Origin of the sequence: uncultured Veillonella sp., assembly GCF_963543145.1 — a bacterium.
Lineage (GTDB): Bacteria > Bacillota > Negativicutes > Veillonellales > Veillonellaceae > Veillonella.
Genome location: NZ_CAUTZP010000007.1, coordinates 29,543 through 52,922 on the forward strand (window position 1 = coordinate 29,543; position 23,380 = coordinate 52,922).

A 23,380-nucleotide genomic window follows, 5' to 3' on the forward strand; every position below is an offset into this window, starting at 1 on the left:
CATATAGAGTTGTAAAAAAGTTAGACACTTATGAATGAGCGACTTAGGCCACTATGGAGCGAAGAAATAAGTGTCTAACTTTTTTAACAAGTAAACCACTATGTGACGGGGCCCCAACAACAATCACTTAACTAGCGCATCCAATTTATTCATTCGGAAGTCTTCTATTACATCCATAAATTCTTTATTGTGTATCGGATTTTCCGTCATCCCAAATAGGTGGCTGTTACAGTCACAGTCAGAGGATCCAAATTTAGGCACGTCCCATTCAGCAACGCCACGGACCGCATCAGCGAGAGCGCATTCCGCATCATCTAGGCTAGTTCGAATCAGCAGGCCTGCTATCATTTCACAGTGACCGCGGAAGTAATCTAGATGCCAATGCATTTTCTTTCGTTTTCGTTTATGACGTTCAATGCGTTTCGCCAGATTTGCCTTCGCAGAACCAACGTACATATAGTAGCCCGCCTTGAAATGCATCATCCCTTTAGAACCGACCTCAAGATCTAACTCATGGTCGAGGTGCATGACCATTACATACACGCCACTATCGTGGGCCTCTGTGTCAAGGATGCCGCTAGGATAGGAACATTCGTGTGTCACAGTAGGCATGGTGAAAGTCTCATCCCAAGCCACAGCAACGGCTTTCCAGTCTAACGAAGGGGCTACCTCTTTAAAGGTCTTAGCAAATTCTAAATCCGTATGGTAGTCTGGCAAGAACCACTGCGCCCTATCCCATTGCACAAGGAATAAAACACCTGTGTGATAGCCTTCATTTTGCAATTCTTTTAGGTGTAATAAATGTTTGCGCCCTCGTTCGGTAATAGCATCAGGGAACATAGCACCAGTCTTAGAGAATAACGTACAAGACTTAACCTCTAACAAGAACTCATCGCCTGCATCATTAGTAAGAAGCAAGTCAAACCGCGATGATGTGCCATGTAGTTTAACCGTATACTCCCGACGCACAACGCACCACTCCTCCCAGCCAGGGATGAGTTTATTTTCAATCAAATGTTGCGCTACATCGTTGCTGTAGTTCGTATCGAGCATAATCACAACGCCATCGCGCTCGATACCGACAACGCGGTATTTCGTCTTTGCATCAGGCTTATCGTGAGGCACGATGTACATTGTTACGCCTGTAAACAAGAGCTCCCACATGCGCCCAGGATTTGGCAAATGGGCGAGCACACTTTCACCATTCAAATCTAAGGTCACCACAAAACGATTCGGGCGACCTGTATATGTTGCTTTTAAAATTGTATCGTAAAGGACTTTCATTGGTACTCCTACATCAAGAATATTCTATATGTCTATTATACGCTATTTTGTTATAGGATGAGAGTCTTACGGATTGTACTTGAAAGTCCTTACAGATTGTAGTTTTAAAGTCCTTACAAATTGCATGATGAAAGACCTTAGAAAAGCCTAAGAAGTAACACCTAAATAAGCCTAAGCAGTAATACCTAAGAAAAACCTAAGAGATAACAACTTAACTATTTACAAAATGAATTAATAATTCACCACAGTTACAGGGTCATTATTACGGTATTTGCGATTACTACGTGGATAATCTCGTTCTAACAAATTATGTAAAGCTTCTCCTAATAACGTCCAAAAATCATCAGAATCTTCCGTTGGTATACCAAGAACAATGGAGTTTCCTTTGGAATAGGTAATACATGTAGAGGTTATGTCATCAATAATTGGCAAATACACAATAATCACACCACATGCTGCTAACATGTCCTTGAGAGGCTCTTTTACACCAATTAAAGGTTCACTAGAAAGATCCTTAATTTTGGGTATAAATTTTTCTAGTAACTCTGCATCATAGGGATTGACCTCTACAAATCGCGCCCTTCCTTTCGTGATTTGTACCAATGTATAAATCGCACTCTTTTTATGAGGCTCCATATCCTTAATATTTTCATATACTAAGGGCATAACCATTTCATCAGCAACATGTTTTAAAGAAGCTACCTCAAAAAACTTTTGTAGATTATTAACCTGCTCAGCTGCCTTTTTTGTTTCTGGCACGATGCCTAACCGAGCAAGTTTGGCATAACCAAATGGCTTAGCAAAATTAATTTCTTCATCAATGGAGTTCTCGTACTCTACTTTTAAAATAGCTTCTCTATATGCAGCCTCTAGACCATTCCAAAAACTAGCCTCAATATCTAAAACACGTTCTAAGCGTATTGCCACATCTTGTGTCAGTGGCACTTCCCCATTAATTAATTTACTAATATGTTTTTCACTTAACCCTAAACGTGCAGCTAATTCTTTTTGAGTCATATGATGATCTTCTAGTACTTCTTTGATAGTCATCCCTGGTGGAACTGCTGTAAAGGTTTTACTTCTATAAATTTTCATACTACTTACACTCCTAATCAGTGATAATCAACAATTTCTTGGATTTCCACAATATCTACAGTATTATCGTATATCCAATATGTCACCGACTCTCTCAAATCATAGTGAATGGTTGGTACAATATAAATGGCCATTTATAATAATTTACCTAGCAGGTTAATTCTATTATACTCCCTCAAACATAAATGTAAATATATAATTTACCAATTAGGTAAATTACTTTATAATATCTAGTATCATAAATCATATATACTATTAATAATTAATATTAAAAACTTTCAATTTTGTAGCTTAGGTTACATTATTACGTGTTAAAATAGTTTATACTAGGAACATCAGGTCAGTATTTAATACCCGTACTGATCGTTACGCCGGGTTTTGATGAGGCATCGCCTAGTTGATCTCATCACGCTGTTCGTATACGTGCGACGCTTTCACAAAACCCAACGGCGTGTATAAATTATATACAAAGAATTATATAGATTAACTAAGTAGTTTTAGCCACTATTCTCCGCAGAGAGGGCTCGAGAAAGGATTTAACATGGCACAAATTGCAGCAAATTTACAACGCATTAAAAACGGCCAACGCCGTTATGCAATTACACCTCGCATTCCTGCAGGTTTCATTCAACCAGAACAATTACAAAAATATATTGACGTAGCCAATGAATTCGGCGCCGTTCTTAAATTGACTGGCAGCCAACGCATTATGATTACGAATTTGAAAGCAGAAGACGTAGATAAAGCTTGGGAAATGCTCGGCATGGAACCAGCGTACACTGTGTCCAACCGCGTGCGCAGCGTAAAAATCTGCCCAGGTACTACATTCTGTAAACGTGCTAAACAAGATAGCGTACATCTTGGCATGCAAATCGAGCGCAAATATTTGTCTCAAGAAATGCCAAGCAAAATGAAAATCGGCGTGTCCGGTTGTCTTAACTCTTGTACTGAAAGCCGCATGAAAGATGTTGGTATTATCGGTACTGTAGAGGGCTGGAACGTATACGCTGGCGGTAGCGGCGGTGCACACCCTCGCATCGGCGACCTCATCGCAGAGGTAACAACTGAAAAAGAAGCTCTTGCATTGGTAGATCGTATCATTGCATACTATAAAGAAAATGCTCAAATCGAACGCATGGGCGAATTCATTGACCGCATTGGTTTAGAGGCTTTCAAAGCAGCTGTATTGGGCGACCTTGAAGGTGCTCCAGCTGAAAGCAAATCCGATGAACCAGCTGTATTCTTACCTGGTCATGGCAACGACCCTGAACCAGAAGCACCACGCCTCGAAGCAGGTGCCCCTATTACACCAGACACAATCATTCGCGATATCGTAGATACATATCCAAATGTGGTGCCTGTGTTGCAAAGCATCGGTATGGGTTGTCTTGGTTGCCCATCTTCTACAGCTGAGCCATTATGGCAAGCTGCAGAAATTCACGGTGTTAATGTATACGATTTAGTTCAAAAATTAGAAACCGCACGAAAAGGAGCTTAATATGTCCGCATTCTTAGGTCACATCCATTACTGGTTATATCGTAAAATCCAATTGCTCGTTGAGCGCGAAAACTTGATTTTAGAGAAAACAACTAAAGTTGTTGATGATTTAGCAGAAGAGTTACACTCTATCTCCGTAGATACATACGGCGAACCAATCAATCCAAGCATTCCACTAGAAAACATCATCGACCACGGCAATATCCATGGCTGGTTAGCTAATCAAATTAACATCGCTTCCGTTCGCGAAGCAGCTTTCATCAAAGACATGCTCGACACTAACTCTGGCGACGAAGCAGTACACGTAGTAACAGCTATTCTTGATGCATTCGCTGTACAAGGCCAAGCATGTGGCGTTGTGGCTCAAGATAACCTTGAAGAACACACTGCTCCAGCGATTTACAATGCATTGCAAAACTTCTACGTAAATGGCATGCCTTGCGATGGCGGTGACCAAGTGGTTTCTGAAAGCCCAGATGAGTTCACATGGGTTGGTGACCACAGATTACAAGCAGGCTACTGGCGTACAGCGGGCGTTGACCCTAAATTCATGGCGGTAGCTTACCAAACATGGTTTGAGGCTTTTGTGAAAGCTATTGATCCAGCCTTTGAACTTGTAACGACTGAAGAAAACGGCACACGTTTGTATACAATCAAGAAAAAATAAGTAATAAATACATAACCGTTCGTTTGTTTAAGAACTATAAACGAACGAAACGAGCAAAAAAGCGAACGTAAAATTTTACGTTCGTTTTTTTGCCCGTTTTAAATCTATATTTAATATATATTTCTTTAAAACTGTAGCTATAGGCACAGCATTGATAAGTAATATCATTTATAATATAAGCATAAGGTAATTACACAAGTTAATTTAATTAAGTGATAGCGTCAGCTTTCAGAACATAAAAAGCTAGAATTAGGAGGTCTATTATGGCAGGCACAGTTAATCAAGAATTAGGTTTATTATTCCAAGGTCCTAACTATGTAATCGTAAAAAAAGGCGGCAAAGCCGGTGAAAAGGTGGAAAAACATAACCACCCAGAAGCAAATGTTATTTTTACAGTAGTAAAGGGTAAAGTACAAGTGTTCCTTAACGAAACTGAAGAACACGTACTTGTACCAGGCCAAGTATTAGAATTCAACGGCGACAACTACATCCAAGCAACACTCGTTGAAGACAGCGAATTCGTAGTAAACCTTATTCACAAACCTGAATAAACAACATATAAAGCACTAAAGGACAGTTCATTCGGAACTGTCCTTTTTGTATATAGTATTGTATAACAATTATGCGGTGTAGAGATTATAGATTAAAAGGAGTTATATATTGTAAATTCCTCTACATCAAAGCGTTTTGTATGGCCTGGTGCATTGAAGTGTCCATTAGTGCAGTCTTTTAGTTTATTAAGACTATCTGTCGTATTCAGCACAAGTAATCGTTGCGGCTGATAATTATGAGCCGTAGGTGCTAATCTCGCTACCTCTAACAAGATATCTAACTTCTCTTGCTCAACAGGTTTCGTATCAAATTTACGAACTGAATACCGCTCTGTGGCTAATGCTTTAAAATCTTTCATTAGAACTCACTCCTTAGTTGAAATAAGCTAATCTATTTTAAAGAAAACACCTATATAATACTTATAATATATGAATTTCCTATTATAGCTCTCCTTTTACCACTTGAACAACTTCATTAAAATCTTCTGAAAGGATTTCTATACAGACTACTTCTGTTACTATATTTCTCTATCTTAATATAAAAGTCCTTTAAATATAAAAGACCTTTAATTTAAAAACCCCTTATCTGAGATCAGATAAGGGGTCATTTCTAATCGTATTATTTTTTAAGACGGCTAATTACTTCGTTAGTAATGTTTTCGATTTTGCTGTTAGCATCAGCTGCACGGATTGTGTATGGATCATCCAATACTACGTCCATTTGTTTTTCAACGCGGATTGCTTCAATAGTGTTGTGAATTGCTTGCATCATAGGTTGAGCGATTTTGTTGATTTCTTCATTTTCTTTTTGAAGCAATGGAGCTACAGTTTTGTTGAATTCAGCTTCTGCTTGAGTTTGATCTTGAATTTTTTCAATTTCTTGTACTTTTTTCTCAATTTGTGGACGATATTGAGCGTCTACTTGTTGCATTTTCATATCTAATGCACCGTAGCCAGGGTAGCTATTTACTACTTGGCTCATATTTACTAAGCCAATGTTAGCAGCACTTGCTACTGCAGCAGTAGCAGACATAGCAGCAACGATAGCTAGGGTAGTTAATTTTTTAGATAATTTCATCTGAAATCCTCCTCGATTAAAAGTGTCACTATACAATCCAATAGTGTACTATTTTTACTATAACAAATCTCGCTAATTTTCACAAGACTCTGTTACATAGCATAATAAAGCCCTATGAAATGCTTATGAACGTCTATAGAAATTAAAACAATACCCACAGGTATGCTCTGAAGCCCTTAGGGCAGTCATGACGGACATATTCAGAACACACATGTGGGTATTGAGGCTTTCACCAATTATTTATAATTCGGTAACGAATTATTGTTCATCATTAATATAGATGTATTTATCGGATTTTAATTTGGACACAAGGTCAGGCACCAAACCGATGAGACGCTCGAAGCTACTGCTGTAAGGGTTACCTTTAATATTGAACAACTCGATGCGCTCCCCTTTGATAACGAGGATAGCGCTTGGTTCCATTTTGGCACCGCCGCCACCGCCGCCACATTCATGGCTTTTGTTCGCAGCGTTGTGGTTTGTACCAGTACCGAAACCAAATGTTACGTCAACGAATGGAACGAGCGTAGTATCGCCGATTTGCACAGCTTCGCCTACTACGGTTTCCACTTTGATCATATTTCTGAATTTCTCGAATAGGACTTCCAAATTCTCTTTTACATTACTGTTTTCCATCACAGTACCTCCGCTTTTTGTGAAAGTATCATAGCTGTGTTCGTACGATTGTACGTATCGTTATAATAACCGATGACAGCTCATTTACTTAGTTTGACTTAATATATCCTTACGCTGTTTGACCTTGTTCGGCTTTCAGCTTTTCTAACTGTTTTGCTTCTTTCCGTTTAATCCAGAAGACACGAGCGCTTTCACCCAATAGGGAACGCATTGGTTTAGATACCAAGAATCTAGTACCATGCCATGCCAATACAGCGAGAATCATGCGACCTTTGATGTGACCGCTGCCTTCGCCGGCCCAGTTCACATAATCTAGTTCAATATTCTCTGCTTGTTCAGGCCAAATACTGTACAGAATAGATGCGATAATCCCCATACGATAGGGGTCACCGATACCAAATCGACCTTCTATAGCTACATCACGTGGTTTAGAGTGGTTATAACATCGTTTTGACACAAGGAATAGCTGACGCCACAATTCTGTATTTCGTACATGTTTCATGAACCAGAATGTAGGAATTTCAGACTTGAATGATGCTACCGGATCGTTTGGATCTGACTTTTCAAAACGTTTTTTCACCGTCATTTTGATATCATTCACCTTCGTAAATACCTTTTCCTTAATGGAACCGTCGCTGTTGAAAGTAACGCGACTTACCACTTCGTCATCGTCTTGGATATGAGCCGTTGGATCTTGCTGAATGGAGTCATATCGTTCAGCACGAGCCTGTGCATCCATATCTTTAGGACCTGGTTCAGGACGTTCAACGCGTTCATTTGGATTTTGTGAGCTACCCGCCCCTGGTGACTCATCGTCACCAAAGGTTCTATGAGAACCTTGAGAGCTCTTCAAATCTTCAAAGCCAGTGCCATTTGAGCTTGCAGAAGGACCTTGTCCGCCCCCTTGCATAGCTTTAGCAAAAGCCTCCGCTTGCGACATGTCGCCATCGTCGTCTATTACCTTTTGGTATTCTTCGTCAACGCGATTTTCAAGCCATGCTTCATAGTCTTTCACAGGACCTATCTTGAGCGTGCCCAAAACGTATAATTCCTTAAAAAATGGTTTGTCCTGTAAGTATGCTAAATGAAGTGAAAATACACGCCATAGCCATTTAACGCGCACCTCACCACGATAAGGGGTGCGGCCGTCAACTTCGATGCTATATGTGATTGGTGTCAGTAGGATAATCAAGATGAGTGCTGCAATGATGGCCACAATAACGAGGGCCACAGTAGCCACTGTACTCAACCACATCACCTCCTTAGGTGTTCCTATGATTAGTTTTCAATACCTTTTCGAGCCATTACGCCTTGAAGGTAGTAATGTTTAACTTCTTTCATTTCCGTTACAAGGTCTGCCTCATCAATCAATTCTTGAGGAGCCCCACGGCCCGTAAACACGAGCTCCGTTTCTGGATGACGAGCATCGAGCAATGCCTTTGTTTTATCCCAAGAAATGAGTTCAAAGAAGAGTGCCATATTGTACTCATCAAGAACGACGAGATCGTAATCACCACTACTGATAGCAGCTAGAGCACGTTCGTAGCCTTTTTCAATGAGTGCTACATAATCCTTAGGCGGATTGCCAGATTCAAAGACAACTACTTCATCGCCCCATTTAGCGAGTTCGTCTTTGCTCTTCATCCCTTCTTTGATGATAAAGAATGGCTTGCCCACAGTTTCTAACGTTAAATTAGTTAAGGTAGGTAAAATAGTATGTTCACTATATACTTTAGATTTCATAAATTGCAAAAAGAGGACTTTCTTGCCAGCGCCGATGGCACGGATGGCAAGACCGATAGCGGCGGTCGTTTTGCCCTTGCCTTCGCCGGTATAAACTTGTACATAGGCCTTCATAGATATACCTCCGTTCATATACTTTTATTTTACAATATATATATACAAAAAGAAAGAAAAAGAACTTGCTATTAGTGCATTGGCACGCATAACAAGTTCTTTTTGTATGACTTTAATTAAGTTTTTGTATATCTTTTATTGAGTTTTTCTATGACTTTTATCGAGTTTATCTATGTCTAATTGCTAATTGGCAAGAAGATCATAGGGTCTACAGGGGCACCATTTAAACGTACCTCGTAGTGAACGTGAGCACCTGTACTTTTACCAGTACTACCCATCAAGGCTATGGTTTGGCCTTGTTTTACGCTCATCCCTACTGTTACTAGTACAGCACTATTATGGCCATAACGAGTTACGAAGCCATTGCCGTGGTCGATTTCAACGAGGTTACCATAACCACCGTCAGTATAACCAGCGAACGTAACTACACCAGCCGCGGTCGCCACGATTTGTGAACCATAGTCATCCGCGATGTCGATACCTTCATGGAACGCACCAATAGCACCTGTCACAGGGTCTACGCGACTACCAAATGGAGATGTAATAACGCCCTTGCTCGGCCAGATGCTTGGTGTGGTACTGTTCACAGCACCACCAGAACCAGCGGAGAAGTTGATAGATTGCAATGCCATCAAGTCTTGTGCACCACCATCGCGAAGGATGTTGCGCATCGTATAGAAGCTAACGAGCAGTTTTTGCGCTTCCTTGTCCATTTTAGACAAGCGAGCTGATAATTGTGCCGCTGTTAACGTCTTTACTTCGCCTTCATCAGCGGCTTGCTGCTTTGGGTCGCTACCATCCCCGCCACCTTGAGACGGTGTGCCAGATTCAGCGCCTTTTAGCATTTGCTTATTTTCTTCGCTAATTTGATTTAAGTTTTGGATTTTCTTATCTAGAACCTCTGTTTTTTGTTGTAATAATTTCAGTTGTTCCGATTGCAATTGCGTTTGCTGACGTAATTGCACCACCTCTGCTTGGCGCACGATGCCCCAAATGCCCAGAACCACTGCCGCGATGATTAGGATAGAGCCTACAATAGCTGCTATCTTCGCCTGCTTAGTGGTTAACGTCAATATGCAGTTGTCACCATTTCTTTCAACTTTATTTGAAATGAATGCCGGTAAATTCAATATAACCCTTCCTTATTTTGAAACGATGGCGCTCGTCAATGCTTCCTCATTGGTACGTTCGCCCAACGCTTCGTTCAAACTTTCTAATTCTTCTTGTGAAAGACTAACAAGACTTTTACCTTTCACAATTGGTTTACTAAAAATACGGGATTCGCTACGACCGTAAATACTGGAGATACAGATGCCGTTATTATTGCCATCAAGCAAAGTAAGCGCAAAGGACAGATCATTACCGATATTTTCAAAGGCATTATATTTAATAAAGCCAATTTTTTGTATCGTATTATTCTGCGTATTGCGGATAGCCGCTTGCTCGGTTAACAAAGACTCAAGGCCCTTCGCAGCATCGCGAATTTCACTAACCTCTACAGATAATTTACGCTCAAGGCTCGCTCCATTGTCCCCTTGCATAAAGAAATCGTATTTCTTTTTCAAGCTGCCTAGGCGAATGTGTAAGATGACACAATACACCAACACAGCGATAACAAGAACGATAGTTGCCATGCCAATCCACGGTTGAATCGATTCGAACATGTATATCCCTTCCTATACAATCATCAAAACTCCAACACTTAATTATACCATTATAATTGTGAAAGTTAAATGACTGTATACAATTTAATTTAATAATTATCTTTTAATTCATCAACAAATGGGCTTATTGCCCGTTCTAGTATACCATGTAGAGCTGCTATGAGTACACCGTAATTTACGATAGGCGTACCTTGTACAACGGCGCATTCGATGCGTCGCAGTACTTCCCGGCGTGTGAGCATACAAGCGCCACAGTGTATGATTAAATCATATTGTGATACGTCTTTAGGGAAGGCTCCCCCACTAGTGAATTCTAGCTGTAAATCTGTATGACCTTGCTTTTTAAGAAGATTCGGAATTTTTACAGTCCCAATATCGTCACATTGACGGCGATGTGTACAACCTTCGCTAATAAGAACCTTAGAGCCTGGTTTCAAATTCTTAATGGCATTAACACCAGCTACTAAGTCCTGTAATTTTCCTTTAAAGCGAGCCATTAGAATAGAAAAAGACGTTAACGGAATTGTATGCGGTGTCAATTCATCGACACGATCAAAGGCTTGAGAGTCACAAATAACCATTTTAGGCGGTTTCTTAAGAGAATGAATCATAGCAGGTAACTCTTCTGTTTGGCATACCAAGGCTAAGCCTTTGTAATCTAAGATTTCACGAATCGTTTGTACTTGTGGCAAAATAAGGCGTCCCTTTGGCGCTGCACTATCAATAGGACACACAAGAATGATGGCATCCCCCTCTTCTACCAGGCCTTGTAAAAGTGATTGCTCCCCTTCTACATCAAGAGGTGTTAAACCGCCCAGTAAATCTAGTAATTCTAGCCTTTTCACATTAGATGTAAAATCAGCTGAACCAATTACGGTAGCAAGATCACCTAATACCTTATGATTTACCAAATAGTTATCTATTAATGCGCCCTCACCTATTTGTATATCAGCATTCTCATTTATTTGTGTATCAACATTCTCATTTATTTGTATATTACTGTCTTCATCTGTTTGGTTGCTACTATTCTTTTTAAGATTAGCTACAGTCTTATCAGATATATGGCTATTAATTTCATTTACAAATAACGCGATAGGCACATTATTTTGTTTTAAAAGCCCTAACCAATGCATATCATCAGAGGTTGGTTCTTCATCGGTGCGAAGCACATAGACGGCAAGGTTAATTTTTTTAACAACCTCTTCTGTCTTTTCCATGCGCAATGCACCCAGTTCAGTTGTATCATCAATACCTGCTGTATCAGTAATCACTACAGGACCTAGGGGCAAGATTTCCATAGACTTGCTCACAGGATCTGTCGTCGTACCTGCCACATCAGATACTAAAGACACAGGCTGATCAGTTAACATATTAATCAATGTAGACTTACCAGCGTTACAACGGCCAAAAAAGCCTATATGAACGCGGTTTGCTTTAGGTGTTTGTTCCATAGTCTATCCTTGTAACTTAACGTATATATCGTACGAAAACCTTCTAGTTTTACTAAAGCAACTTTATTTTACTAAAATTACGTTTCTTTACTAAAACCACTTTGCTTTACTAAAATTATTTTCTGTTACTAAACCCTTAAATACAGTAAAAGCGCAGCCCGTAGACTACGCTTTCACCGTGGATTGTAAATTGTATTTACATTATACAGAAATATTATCAACTTGTCATTACTAATTTCACATAGGCTAATGCTAATTTTAGTATGTATTATATTATGCGGTTATACGCGGAACTCCATTGCTTCCCCGTCGCCAGTTTGGTCTTGGCTATCCATATAAGCAATGAGTCTTTCTAACTCTGCTTCAGAGGAGAATGCAATTTCAATCTTGCCTTGTACCTTTTTGCCAGCACGGAACTTGATATTTACAGGAGATCCTAAGCTTAATTTTAAACGGTCCATCAAGGCACGTACTTCTGCAGTACTTTGCGGTTTAGTAGCCTTTGCCTTAGGCGTTTTATTTTGCATAGACTTCACTAAAGCCTCTGCTTGACGAGCACTTAATTCGCCCTCTTTAATGCGTTCAGCTGCTTCTATTTGTTGTGCCGCACTACGAAGTGCCAACAATGGACGAGCTTGACCTACTGTTAAATCCCCTTCAATAAGGTCTTTTTGTACAGCGTCACACAGTTTTAAAAGACGAACCATATTGGCAATGTATGAACGACTGCGACCAAGACGAGCAGAAATCATCTCTTGCGTTTGTTTATACGTATCCATTAAACCTTGGTAAGCCAAAGCCTCTTCAATTGGATCTAATCCTTCACGTTGTAAATTTTCAACGAGGGCCACCTCAGTCATCTCTTCTGTATTATATTTCTTTACAATAACTGGAACCGTTTCTAAGCCAGCAATAATAGCAGCGCGGTAACGACGTTCACCAGCTACGATTTGGTATTTATTCTTTTGTTTACGTACTACGATTGGTTGGAAAATACCAAGATTTTTAATAGATTCAGCTAATGTAGCTAAACTATCTTCATCAAAACTTTTACGAGGTTGATCTGCATTCGGAACTAATTCAGAAATTGGCAACTCATGTATTTCCTTTTCAGGCAATACAGACTCTACAGAGTCAACTTTCATCAAATTACCAAGGCCCTTACCCAATCCGGACGCTTTGCTTTTTTTACTTTTAACTTCTCTAGGCATATAACTAACCTCTCTCACCTTACATACAGCATGTATTAAAACACGTTATATACAGCATTTATTAAGACACCTTACATATAACATGTATTAGGATTTAGATGCTTTAATAACCTCTTTAGCTAATTTTGCATATACATCTGCACCTTTAGATTTTGGATCATATACGATAATCGGTTCCCCATAACTTGGTGCCTCGCTAAGTCGTACATTACGAGGAATAATTGTTTTATAAACTTTACTGCCAAAGAACTTTTTAACTTCATCAGCTACTTGAATAGATAAATTTGTACGACCATCAAACATAGTCAACAATATACCTTCAATTTCAAGGTCTTTATTAGAGGTTTGTTGTACGATAGTTACAGTTTTAACTAATTGACTTACCCCTTCTAATGCGTAGAATTCACTTTGAATCGGAATCAATACGCTATCTGCCGCTGTGAAAGCATTTAATGTTAGTAAACCAAGAGATGGTGGACAATCGATGATAATAAAATCATATTCATCACGCACTGGTGCCAATGCTTTTTTTAACATTGTTTCACGTGAAACAACAGAAACTAATTCTACTTCTGCACCAGCTAATTGAATTGTTGCAGGCGCCACAAATAGCTTTTTAAGCATTGTAGGCTGAACAATATCAGCAATAGGCTCACCATCAATTAGAACATCGTGTACACAGAGTTCTAAATCATCTTTTTCAATGCCTAAACCAGAGCTTGCATTACCTTGCGGATCCAAATCAACAAGTAATACTTTCTTGCCTGCATCAGCTAAACAAGCACTCAAATTTACTGATGTTGTAGTCTTACCAACACCGCCTTTTTGATTAGTAATAGCTATAACTTTGCCCACGTAATTCACCTCGCATATTCGTTCAAAATAGTTCTTTTTCATTATAACACAAAACAACTGTAATTATGGTAATTACAAATCAAATTCTTATAAATTTCATCTATTTATATATGTAGTTGTATTATAAAAGTTAATCTCCAATCAAAACCAGGTAGTTTATATATGTAACCGTATTATAAATATTACTTTTCATTTGAATCAGTTGGTTTATACATGAAAATATAACTTTATAATCTATTTTTAATCTGCAATCACAATTGTTTCACGTGAAACAATCATTTTGCTATTAATAAAATCAAAATATTATTTTACTAAAAATGTTTCACGTGAAACATTTTATTACAAAAGAAATAAGAACAGAAGCAATAATAGCAATAGAAATCTAAAAATATAATAGTAAGAATAATAGGAAAAATAAAAGTAGATAAAAAGTAACAGCAAGAATAAAATTAACAGTAAAAGCAAAAGAACAATAGCACCAAAAATTTAAGAATAATAATCACAAAAAAATATTAGGTTAAAAAATATGGTTTTAATATAAATGTATACACAGCGATAAAAATTACCTAATTTTTTTATTGACACTTAAATCACATTATTAACTCATAATATATTATGTCTGAAATAATTTTTGCATAAGGTCACAAAACATATTAAGCAAAGAATACGTATAAATGTTTCACGTGAAACATTTATACGCTTTTAGTTTATTAAGATCAAATAGAGATGTGACAACTATACTACCTAATTAAAGTAGTGTTCTTAAAACTATAATAACTAATAAAATAGGGATGTAGTTATAACAACCAATTAAGATAGAGGATTTGAATCTATAATAACTAATTAAATTAGAGATATTTCAACTATGATAACTAATAAAAATAAAGATATTACACCCCTAATTATATTTATAGTAAAACTGGTAATAGTTTTAAAATCTTATGTGTATTAAATATATCTATTACTATATCTAGTGTAAGTAATAGTGTAAGTAAGCCAATAACTTTTGTTACAAAACCACATATAGATATAGCTTTAAGCTATATCTATATAGTACTAAATTATATGAGAATACAGGCCCCATATGCTTTGACAGGCTTTTATCATATCTATATACTATTAATTAGATAGTAATTAGATTGATAATCTTTAATATAGTTAAATTGATTATATTACGTGATCTAAATATATAAATAATAGCAAGCACACACGCTCTACGGGTACGCAGAGCTTTTTATTTTGAAGAGGAGGCGTTTCCATGCCTATTTATAACGGAATGCTTCCTGCCATCGATAAAGCAGAAGTAAAACGATACGCAGGACTTCGTCACGCTGAGGATTTCCCACAAAATTATGTTGACGAAGCATGTAAGGAAATCCAGTTATTAGCTACACCTAAAGGTGTATACCAAGAATACGATTATGATGCAGAAACTAAAACAATTTTGAGCAATCCACCGCTTAAAATTGAAGGTTCTATCATCGAAAAACACTTAGAAAAATCTACAAAGGTCTATGTATTAGGCGTAACAGTAGGTGAAGATGTAGAAATTCGCAGTGAACAGCTTTTTAAACAAGGTAATTACACTGTAGGTTTATTGCTTGATGCAGCGGCTACAACAGCAGTAGAGCAGGTAGCGGATCAAGTGAATGAAGTTATTAATACTATTGCTAAAAAACAAGGTTATAAACCAACATGGCGATTTAGCCCTGGTTACGGCAACTGGCCACTAGAAATTCAGTCACAATTAGCTAAAATCATCAAAACAGAGATGATAGGCTTACAAGTTACAGAAAATTATTTATTATTCCCACGTAAGTCTGTAACAGCTATTATTGGTTTAATGCCCGCTGATCAAGATATCAATACAAAACGTGGTTGCACATCTTGTTCCCAAAAGGATTGTGCATCTCGTAAATTACCAGAAAAGGCATCTGTAACCACTAATAATGAAGGAGAAGAGGGCTGTAGTAAAACGACAGCTGAAGCCTCTGGTATCGCTATGAAAGGGCAACCAACAGAATAATGTTTCACGTGAAACATTTCAAAATTTAGGATGATAAAGGAAGATATTTATGTATATATTTGACGGTGCTATGGGCACAATGCTTCAAGCTGCAGGCTTGGAAGAGGGCTATTGTCCAGAATTATTTAACATAGAAAAACCAGAAGTAGTAAAGAATATTCACGCTCAATACTTACAACATGGCAGTGATGTTATCACTACAAATACATTTGGTGCTTGTGGTCTTAAGTTAGAAGATTACGACTTACAAGATCGAGTAAGAGAGATTAATATTGCAGCTGTAAAAGTTGCAAAAGAGGCTATTGCAGAGTTAAAGCCAGCTGCTCGTGTAGCTGGTTCTATGGGGCCTACAGGTCGTTTCTTACAACCATTAGGTAATATGAGCTTTGACTCTATTTATGACACATATCGTGAACAAGCAGATGCATTGATTGAAGGCGGCGTAGATTTCATTATCATTGAAACTATTATCGACGTACAAGAAATGCGTGCCGCATTATTGGCATCTCTTGATGCTCGTGAAGCAGCCGGGAAGACTAAAGAAGATGTACAAATCATCTGTCAATTTTCTTTCAGTGAAGACGGACGTACCATTACAGGTACACCACCTGCAGTAGCAACAACTATTGTAGAGGCTATGGGTGCTGATATTATCGGTATTAACTGTTCTCTTGGACCTGAACAGATTACACCACTTATCGAGGAGATTGCTAGCGTCACTAATTTGCCAATTAGCTGCCAACCAAATGCAGGTATGCCTCAATTAATTAACAAACAAACTGTATTCCCGCTTACTGCAGAAGAAATGGGGCCATTAATGCTTCCAATCGTAGATGCAGGTGCAAGCTATGTAGGCGGCTGCTGCGGTACGACACCAGCACATATCCAGTCTATTTCCGAAGCTGTGAAAGCACATACACCTAAAGAACGTGCTCATATCGAACCTAAAACAATCATTACGAGTCGTACTAAATTGATAGAGTTAGGTCACAATACAAAACCGCTTATCATTGGTGAACGTATTAACCCAACAGGTCGTAAAGTTCTGGCACAAGAATTACGGGACGGCTCTTTCATTCGTGTAAAACGCGACGCTTTAGACCAAGTAGAAGCAGGTGCAGACATCCTAGACGTAAACATGGGTGTAGCTGGCATGGACCAAACACCATTGATGGAACGTGCTATCTTTGAATTATCCATGCTCGTTGAAACTCCATTGTCCATCGATACATTGGATCCAGCAGCTATGGAAGTAGCTCTTAAAAACTACCCAGGCCGTGCGCTCATCAACTCCGTAAATGGGGAGGAGGAGTCCATCACTCACGTTATGCCTTTGGCTAAACGTTATGGTGCAGCCTTGCTTTGTTTGCCAATCTGCAGTGGTGACTTGCCTGAAAAAGCAGAGGACCGCGTTGCGTTAGCTGAAAGCATCGTAAATCGTGCTTATGGCTACGGCCTACAACCACATGATTTATTACTCGATCCATTGGTATTAACACTTGCCAGCGGTGAAGATAGTGCTCGTCAAACATTGCGTACATTACAATTATACAAAGAGAAATTTGGCTTCCCAACAGTAATGGGCTTGTCCAACATTTCCTTCGGTATGCCACAACGCCCATACTTGAATGGCCAATTTTTAACAATGGCTCTAGCTTGTGGTTTAACAACACCGATTATGAACCCATTAAACTATCCAGCTAAAAAAGCATTCGTATCTAGTACTACATTATTAGGCTGGGACCCAGGTTCTGCGGAATTCATTAAAGAATACGGCTACGAGGACGAAACAAGTGCTCCTGGCAACGCTGCTCCAAAAGGTCCTGAAAAGAAATCCTTCGACAGCAATGATCCATTAGCAAACATCCGCGCTTGCGTAGAACAAGGCGAAAAAGAAGCTATCATCGATTTAGTTAAAAAAGCGTTAGCCGATGGCATTGATCCATTGGATCTTACGAAAAAAGGCTTATCTGAAGCGATGAACGTAGTAGGGGACAAGTTCGGTTCTGGTAAATTATTCTTGCCACAAGTAATGCTCGCTGCTGAAACAATGCAGGCTGCTTTCAACACCATTAAAGAAATTATTCCTGCCAGTGAAAGTTTAGATAAAGGTACAGTCGTTGTAGCTACCGTTAAAGGCGACATCCATGATTTAGGTAAAAATATCGTAGCAGCCTTGCTTGAAAACAATGGTTATAAAATTGTCGACCTTGGTAAAGACGTTGATCCAGAAGTCATCGTTCAAGCAATTAAAGACAACAAAGCGGCTCTCGTTGGTATCTGTTCCTTGATGACTACTACAATGCCTCAAATCGACAACACAATCGCTGCAATCCGTGCCGCAGGCCTTAATACTAAGGTCATGGTAGGTGGCGCCGTAGTATCTCAAGACTACGCAGACCAAGCAGGCGCAGATATCTACGCTAAGGACGGTATCGCAGCCGTTAACCACGCTAATGATTACTTCGAAACATTAGAGAAATAATTTTTTACTTTCATTACTCATAAATATAGTGAAAGCCCATCTTAAATAAACGTTCTTAAATGAGCGTTATAGACATTTCAAATCATGTAATAAATATAAGGAATTAAGCTTTCACTATAAGAATAGATAAGAGGTACATGATGACATTAAGAGAGAAACATCAACAAGGGAAGTTCACCATCACTGTTGAATTAGACCCACCAAAGAGTAGTTCAGCTCAAAAAGTATTTGAACAAGCGGCGCGTTTGAAAGGGAAGGTTGATGCTATTAATATCGCCGACAGTCCTATGTCTAAGATGCGGATGAGCCCAATTTCCTTGTCCTATTTATTGCAACATAATGAAGGCATTGAAACTATTTTCCACCTTACTTGCCGCGACCGTAATATCATCGGCTTGCAATCCGAATTACTTGGCGCTGCGGCGTTGGGCGTGAACAATATTTTAACCCTCACTGGGGATAAACCAGATAATGGGGATCATCCATTTGCACAATCTGTATTCGAAGTAGACTGTATGGGCTTACTTAACATCGCTAAAACATTAAATGCTGGCAAAGACTTGGCAGGTAATGATTTAGACGAACCTACAAACTTCTACATCGGTGCTACTGGCAATCCTGGTGCTCCAGACTTGGAAATTGAGCGTCAAAAATTGGCTGCTAAAATTAAAAACGGTGCGCACTTTGTACAAACACAACCAATTTACGATTTAGAACAAGCAAAACGCTACATTGATAAAATGTCCGAATTTGATGTGCCTATTATGCTTGGCTTGATTCCACTTAAAAGCTTCAAAATGGCTACATACCTACACGAAAAAGTGCCTGGAATTAACCTTACTCAAGAGATCCTAGACCGCGTAGAAAAAGGCGGTAAAGAAGCGGGTACAGAAATCGCTATCGAAACATTAGAACAAATCAAAAAAATCGCTGCAGGCGTACACATTATGCCTTTAAACGATATCGATACAACATTACATATCATTGACCATGTATAAGTCATTGTGAAATTATAAAAGAAAGAGGATGCAAATCACAGATTTGCATCCTCTTGTTGTTTATATAGAGCAGTATTTTTTTACCAGTACTTATAAGCAACTATATTAGTGCTTACAATCAAATATATTAACTATTAGAAATTACACCAGCGGTTTGTCTTTAATTTCTTTTGGTTTACGTGGATATTGTTTCGGTGTTTTACCTGTTTTCTTGATGTACAAAATTGCTCGTTTATCATCTAAGGTTGGCAGTGTAACGGTTCGTACCTCTTCAATCTTAGCTTTAAGTGTACTAAGGGCTTTGTTGGATTCTCCTACTTCTTCTTCGTAGATAGCGCCTTTTAAAGCAATTACGTAACCACCTTCTTTAACATAAGGTACTGTCCATTCCAAAAGAATAGGTAAACGTGCTACTGCACGACTCGTAGCAATATCGAAGCTTTCACGGTAATCTTGATGACTAAGATCCTCTGCACGGCCATGTAAAGTCGTACAATTCGTCAATTTTAGCTCATCCATAACGGACTCAAGGAAGGTAAGACGTTTTTTCAAAGAATCAAACAGCGTAACCTTAAGGCTACAATCATAAATAGCCAACGGAATACCAGGGAAGCCAGCGCCAGTACCAACATCGATGATAGACATGCCGGATTTAATGATATTAGAGTCATAGCAGGAGAGGGAGTCGATCATATGCTTAACTACGACCTCTTTCATATCTGTGATGCCCGTAAGATTGAGGTATTTATTTGTTTCAATCATGCGCGCGTAATACACATAAAAGTCTTTTGCTTGTTCTTCCTTACAGGGCAGACCAAATTGGGTCATTTGCTCCATCATGTATGAAACAAATTCAGACTCCGGTGCAACAGGTACATCGTATTTTTCTTTCATAAGTACTCCTAATAAATTATGCGATGTTTATATAAATGTAAAAGCTATCCACATCGACTCAATAAAACTCATGTCATATAGATCATCATATAAACAAATCTACGTAATTAACAATATATGAGATAGTAAAATAGAATTTCTAATTTAAAATGCTATAAAACTCAAAAATTTAAGCTCTACGGCTTATTTGATCAATTTTATATAAGTTTATATACAAAAACTAATAAAATGACCATATAAGCGAAATATTTAAGTATTATTTCTTTATATTATAGCACATTCTCAATGTATTCTCATTTACAAATCAAAATATATGACCCACGCAAAATAAAAAGGGTAGAGATAGAGATAAAGGGTAAAAATAGAGATGTGACTCCTACATTATCATTTAAAACAATTAATTGAGAAATCGGTCCATCTTTTTAACCTTTATTTTCAATTTTTTATCGAGTTTTCAGATTCTTATCCTATTTCAATTTCATCATTCATCTTTTCAGAAACCAATTTCATAGTTTATTTCTAATTTATCACTATGAGCTTTTCTTCACTTTTAGATTATTTTGTCTATTCTGAATGTACACTTGATGTACTTCTCTAGTGTACATATTTTATAGATAGAATAATAAGGGTTTTATAAATATTCATATAAATATACAAATCTTTACTTATATAGCTCTTTATTACTATATAAAATAAAACTTGCTACTTGCTAATAAACTTATTTATAGATACACTACCATTAATAGGGAGGTGGTACCCATGAATCAAAAATTTATGTGGCTATTATTTAAAATGGGTTTATCCTTATTTACTCCAGACTATATGAGCCAAGGTCGCGAAATCGATGAACAGCAAGAACGGGAAGCCTTATAACAGAAAAAGCTAGTTAATCATAAGATTAGCTAGCTTTTTATATGCAATCACGTATTTTATTTACTTCGATTGTATTGTTCTAGTTGAATCAACAAAACAGATACGTCCGCAGGGGATACGCCAGAGATACGGCTTGCTTGGCCGATGGAGTGAGGGCGTATTTTATTGAGCTTTTGTTGAGCTTCAAGAGAAATCCCCTTAATTTGCGTATAATCCCATTCTTTTGGAAGAATTTTTTCTTCTAGCTTGCGAACCTTATCGACTTGGTCCATTTGCTTTTTGATATAACCTTCGTACGTAATAGAGATATCAACAGCTTCTTCAACGTCAGGTGTATAGCGTTTCAAACCAAATGCATCAGCTACGATAGCATAGGAAAGTTCGTTACGTTTTACTAAATCGTAGGCGTGAATACCTGTTCTAATAGGTGCTGTACCTAAACTTTCAAGCAAGGCTTGAGTTTCCTTAGATGGATTAACAGGCGTATTTCGCAACATATCCATTGCTTCTTCGATATTAGCTTTCTTAGCTGTAAATTTAGCCCAACGATCATCTTTTACAAGACCAATTTCACGGCCTTTTTCAGTAAGGCGCATATCTGCATTGTCTTGACGAAGCAATAGACGGTATTCGCTGCGGCTTGTCATCATACGGTACGGTTCGTTTGTACCTTTTGTTACGAGATCATCGATGAGAACACCGATGTACGCTTCGGAACGAGCAAGGATGAAAGGTTCTTTGCCTTCAAGCCACAAAGCTGCGTTAATACCAGCCATTAAGCCTTGAGCCGCCGCTTCTTCATAACCAGATGTACCATTCGCTTGACCAGCAGAGTAAAGGCCTTCAATATGTTTCACTTGAAGCGCTGGCGTCAATTGCGTTGGGTTCAAGCAATCATATTCAATAGCATATGCAGGGCGCATGATTTCTACATTTTCAAGACCAGGAATGGTACGTAAGAACGCATATTGTACATCCATAGGAAGGGACGTACTCATGCCTTGTACGTACATTTCATTTGTGCCAGTACCTTCTGGTTCCACGAATAATTGATGACGTTCTTTGTCGGCAAAACGCACCACCTTATCTTCGATGGAAGGGCAATAACGAGGGCCTACACCTTCGATTTTACCGCTGTACATAGGGGCGCGGTGAATATTGCTCGTAATAATTTCGTGCGTTTCTTTATTAGTATAGGTCAACCAACATACGTCTTCATTACGATTAATCCATTCATCCATGAAGGAGAAGGAATGATGATGTGTATCGCCTTCTTGAACCTCCATATTTTCAAGGTTAAGCGTCCGTTTATCTACACGAGCTGGCGTACCAGTCTTAAAGCGCATCAACTCAATGCCATTATCTAGCAAGGATTGAGAGAAATGTTCTGCTACACGTTGCCCATTTGGACCGCCTACGTAATCGATATCGCCGATGAGGATTTTACCTTTCAAATAGGTGCCTGTACAAAGAATAACAGCCTTAGCACCATAGAATTCACCAAGCTCTGTAACGATACCCGTTACTTTGCCGTCCTCAACCTTGAGCTCAGTAACCATGATTTGCTTAACGTTGAGGTTCTCTGTATTTTCAATGGTTTGTTTCATCAAATGTTGGTATTTAATTTTATCCGATTGGCAGCGCAAAGAATGCACTGCAGGGCCTTTACCCATGTTGAGCATGCGCATTTGAATAGCCGTAGCATCTGCGTTAATACCCATTTGACCGCCTAAGGCATCAAGCTCATAAACAAGATGGCTTTTACCAGGACCGCCAACGGCAGGATTACATGGCATAAGCGCAATATTATCTAAACTGATAGTCGCCATCAACGTGCGATGACCCATGCGGGCAGCAGCGAGGGCCGCCTCACAACCAGCATGACCACCACCGATGACGATGACATCATAATTATCTACTGTGTACATATATGTTCCTTACTATCTATATAAATTTTAATTAATACTTATTAGTTCCAGAGTCCAGGTCGCTCGCTAAGCATTTTCCTTCGGAAAATTGCACGCTCCGACCAAAGCGATGCGTGACTATCTCTGAGTCCAGGTCGCTCGCTGGGCATTTTTCTTCGGAAAATTGCACGCTCCGACCAAAGTGATGTGTGGCTATCTCTGAGTCCAGTTCCTCACTGTGAATTTTCTTTAGGCTACGTTGTAGCCTAGAAAATTTTACATTCGGAACAAAGTGATGTGTGGGTTTAGCACAAAGTCCAGGTCGCTCGCTGAGCATTTTCCTTCGGAAA

At 38.7% G+C, this 23,380-nt stretch carries 20 protein-coding genes; 6 read left to right on the forward strand and 14 right to left on the reverse strand.

Going from position 1 to position 23,380, the window contains the following annotated elements; genetic code table 11:
* Positions 1-123: 123 nt before the first annotated feature.
* Both sfsA and RWZ05_RS04530 read right to left on the reverse strand, forming a co-directional pair.
* Entirely contained in the window at positions 124-1,284 is a 1,161-nt protein-coding gene (gene sfsA, locus RWZ05_RS04525) for a DNA/RNA nuclease SfsA (protein WP_314642550.1), read from the reverse strand.
* Between the two features lie 231 nt (positions 1,285-1,515).
* Positions 1,516-2,379 carry a HigA family addiction module antitoxin gene (locus tag RWZ05_RS04530; RefSeq protein ID WP_314642553.1) on the reverse strand — a complete coding sequence of 288 codons (864 nt, stop codon included), beginning with the start codon at positions 2,377-2,379 and terminating at the stop codon, positions 1,516-1,518.
* A gap of 541 nt (positions 2,380-2,920) precedes the next feature.
* Here RWZ05_RS04530 and RWZ05_RS04535 point away from each other — a divergent pair.
* The 3 genes from RWZ05_RS04535 to RWZ05_RS04545 all read left to right on the forward strand — a co-directional run bounded on the left by RWZ05_RS04535 (position 2,921) and on the right by RWZ05_RS04545 (position 5,095).
* Positions 2,921-3,877: a DUF1858 domain-containing protein gene (locus RWZ05_RS04535; RefSeq protein WP_314642556.1), complete on the forward strand. Its 957-nt coding sequence runs from the start codon at positions 2,921-2,923 to the stop codon at positions 3,875-3,877.
* 1 nt (position 3,878) lies between these two features.
* The gene (locus RWZ05_RS04540) at positions 3,879-4,544 is read left to right on the forward strand and encodes a hypothetical protein (RefSeq protein WP_314642558.1); all 666 of its coding nucleotides are present in this window, start codon (positions 3,879-3,881) and stop codon (positions 4,542-4,544) included.
* Positions 4,545-4,807: 263 nt separating this feature from the next.
* Entirely contained in the window at positions 4,808-5,095 is a 288-nt protein-coding gene (locus RWZ05_RS04545) for a cupin domain-containing protein (protein WP_004694414.1), read from the forward strand.
* A gap of 92 nt (positions 5,096-5,187) precedes the next feature.
* Here the strand turns inward: RWZ05_RS04545 and RWZ05_RS04550 are convergent, their stop codons facing one another.
* From RWZ05_RS04550 to RWZ05_RS04595, 10 genes are all read right to left on the reverse strand, one after another.
* On the reverse strand, positions 5,188-5,454 hold the full coding sequence (locus RWZ05_RS04550) for a nitroreductase family protein (RefSeq protein WP_314642560.1): 267 nt from the start codon (positions 5,452-5,454) through the stop codon (positions 5,188-5,190).
* 260 nt (positions 5,455-5,714) lie between these two features.
* Positions 5,715-6,173: an OmpH family outer membrane protein gene (locus tag RWZ05_RS04555; RefSeq protein WP_314642563.1), complete on the reverse strand. Its 459-nt coding sequence runs from the start codon at positions 6,171-6,173 to the stop codon at positions 5,715-5,717.
* 258 nt (positions 6,174-6,431) lie between these two features.
* Positions 6,432-6,809 (reverse strand): spore germination protein GerW family protein, encoded by a 378-nt coding sequence (locus RWZ05_RS04560; protein WP_314642565.1) that lies wholly within the window; start codon positions 6,807-6,809, stop codon positions 6,432-6,434.
* Between the two features lie 109 nt (positions 6,810-6,918).
* Entirely contained in the window at positions 6,919-8,058 is a 1,140-nt protein-coding gene (locus RWZ05_RS04565; protein ID WP_314642659.1) for a hypothetical protein, read from the reverse strand.
* Between the two features lie 29 nt (positions 8,059-8,087).
* Positions 8,088-8,666, reverse strand: coding sequence for a cob(I)yrinic acid a,c-diamide adenosyltransferase (locus tag RWZ05_RS04570; protein ID WP_314642567.1), 579 nt, complete (start codon positions 8,664-8,666; stop codon positions 8,088-8,090).
* 176 nt (positions 8,667-8,842) lie between these two features.
* Positions 8,843-9,799 carry a peptidoglycan DD-metalloendopeptidase family protein gene (locus RWZ05_RS04575; protein ID WP_314642660.1) on the reverse strand — a complete coding sequence of 319 codons (957 nt, stop codon included), beginning with the start codon at positions 9,797-9,799 and terminating at the stop codon, positions 8,843-8,845.
* Positions 9,800-9,808: 9 nt separating this feature from the next.
* Positions 9,809-10,330, reverse strand: coding sequence for a DUF4446 family protein (locus RWZ05_RS04580; protein ID WP_314642569.1), 522 nt, complete (start codon positions 10,328-10,330; stop codon positions 9,809-9,811).
* An 89-nt stretch (positions 10,331-10,419) separates the two neighbouring features.
* Entirely contained in the window at positions 10,420-11,781 is a 1,362-nt protein-coding gene (gene hydF / locus RWZ05_RS04585) for a [FeFe] hydrogenase H-cluster maturation GTPase HydF (RefSeq protein ID WP_314642571.1), read from the reverse strand.
* 281 nt (positions 11,782-12,062) lie between these two features.
* Positions 12,063-12,992, reverse strand: a complete 930-nt coding sequence (locus tag RWZ05_RS04590) for a ParB/RepB/Spo0J family partition protein (RefSeq protein WP_314642573.1) — start codon at positions 12,990-12,992, stop codon at positions 12,063-12,065.
* A gap of 87 nt (positions 12,993-13,079) precedes the next feature.
* On the reverse strand, positions 13,080-13,847 hold the full coding sequence (locus tag RWZ05_RS04595) for an AAA family ATPase (RefSeq protein WP_314642574.1): 768 nt from the start codon (positions 13,845-13,847) through the stop codon (positions 13,080-13,082).
* Positions 13,848-15,105: 1,258 nt separating this feature from the next.
* Here RWZ05_RS04595 and RWZ05_RS04600 point away from each other — a divergent pair.
* The 3 genes from RWZ05_RS04600 (at position 15,106) to RWZ05_RS04610 (ending at position 19,356) form a co-directional block, all read left to right on the forward strand.
* Positions 15,106-15,873, forward strand: coding sequence for a methionine synthase (locus RWZ05_RS04600; RefSeq protein WP_314642578.1), 768 nt, complete (start codon positions 15,106-15,108; stop codon positions 15,871-15,873).
* A gap of 49 nt (positions 15,874-15,922) precedes the next feature.
* Positions 15,923-18,358 (forward strand): homocysteine S-methyltransferase family protein, encoded by a 2,436-nt coding sequence (locus RWZ05_RS04605; RefSeq protein ID WP_314642580.1) that lies wholly within the window; start codon positions 15,923-15,925, stop codon positions 18,356-18,358.
* A gap of 140 nt (positions 18,359-18,498) precedes the next feature.
* Entirely contained in the window at positions 18,499-19,356 is an 858-nt protein-coding gene (locus RWZ05_RS04610) for a methylenetetrahydrofolate reductase (protein ID WP_314642662.1), read from the forward strand.
* 141 nt (positions 19,357-19,497) lie between these two features.
* On the opposite strand, the gene rsmG is transcribed toward RWZ05_RS04610, so the two are convergent.
* Both rsmG and mnmG read right to left on the reverse strand, forming a co-directional pair.
* Complete coding sequence (gene rsmG, locus RWZ05_RS04615; protein ID WP_314642582.1) at positions 19,498-20,250, reverse strand: 16S rRNA (guanine(527)-N(7))-methyltransferase RsmG; 753 nt, start codon at positions 20,248-20,250, stop codon at positions 19,498-19,500.
* A 929-nt stretch (positions 20,251-21,179) separates the two neighbouring features.
* The gene (gene mnmG / locus RWZ05_RS04620; protein WP_314642585.1) at positions 21,180-23,051 is read right to left on the reverse strand and encodes a tRNA uridine-5-carboxymethylaminomethyl(34) synthesis enzyme MnmG; all 1,872 of its coding nucleotides are present in this window, start codon (positions 23,049-23,051) and stop codon (positions 21,180-21,182) included.
* Positions 23,052-23,380: the final 329 nt, after the last annotated feature.

Bases quoted from the DNA above. Each gene is read 5' to 3' on its own strand.
- RWZ05_RS04600 (WP_314642578.1), top strand. From the start codon at position 15,106: ATGCCTATTTATAACGGAATGCTTCCTGCCATCGATAAAGCAGAAGTA.
- hydF (WP_314642571.1), bottom strand. From the start codon at position 11,781: ATGGAACAAACACCTAAAGCAAACCGCGTTCATATAGGCTTTTTTGGC.
- RWZ05_RS04610 (WP_314642662.1), top strand. From the start codon at position 18,499: ATGACATTAAGAGAGAAACATCAACAAGGGAAGTTCACCATCACTGTT.
- rsmG (WP_314642582.1), bottom strand. From the start codon at position 20,250: ATGAAAGAAAAATACGATGTACCTGTTGCACCGGAGTCTGAATTTGTT.
- RWZ05_RS04555 (WP_314642563.1), bottom strand. From the start codon at position 6,173: ATGAAATTATCTAAAAAATTAACTACCCTAGCTATCGTTGCTGCTATG.
- RWZ05_RS04570 (WP_314642567.1), bottom strand. From the start codon at position 8,666: ATGAAGGCCTATGTACAAGTTTATACCGGCGAAGGCAAGGGCAAAACG.
- RWZ05_RS04535 (WP_314642556.1), top strand. From the start codon at position 2,921: ATGGCACAAATTGCAGCAAATTTACAACGCATTAAAAACGGCCAACGC.
- sfsA (WP_314642550.1), bottom strand. From the start codon at position 1,284: ATGAAAGTCCTTTACGATACAATTTTAAAAGCAACATATACAGGTCGC.
- RWZ05_RS04540 (WP_314642558.1), top strand. From the start codon at position 3,879: ATGTCCGCATTCTTAGGTCACATCCATTACTGGTTATATCGTAAAATC.
- RWZ05_RS04550 (WP_314642560.1), bottom strand. From the start codon at position 5,454: ATGAAAGATTTTAAAGCATTAGCCACAGAGCGGTATTCAGTTCGTAAA.
- RWZ05_RS04560 (WP_314642565.1), bottom strand. From the start codon at position 6,809: ATGGAAAACAGTAATGTAAAAGAGAATTTGGAAGTCCTATTCGAGAAA.
- RWZ05_RS04580 (WP_314642569.1), bottom strand. From the start codon at position 10,330: ATGTTCGAATCGATTCAACCGTGGATTGGCATGGCAACTATCGTTCTT.
- RWZ05_RS04605 (WP_314642580.1), top strand. From the start codon at position 15,923: ATGTATATATTTGACGGTGCTATGGGCACAATGCTTCAAGCTGCAGGC.
- mnmG (WP_314642585.1), bottom strand. From the start codon at position 23,051: ATGTACACAGTAGATAATTATGATGTCATCGTCATCGGTGGTGGTCAT.
- RWZ05_RS04545 (WP_004694414.1), top strand. From the start codon at position 4,808: ATGGCAGGCACAGTTAATCAAGAATTAGGTTTATTATTCCAAGGTCCT.
- RWZ05_RS04590 (WP_314642573.1), bottom strand. From the start codon at position 12,992: ATGCCTAGAGAAGTTAAAAGTAAAAAAAGCAAAGCGTCCGGATTGGGT.
- RWZ05_RS04530 (WP_314642553.1), bottom strand. From the start codon at position 2,379: ATGAAAATTTATAGAAGTAAAACCTTTACAGCAGTTCCACCAGGGATG.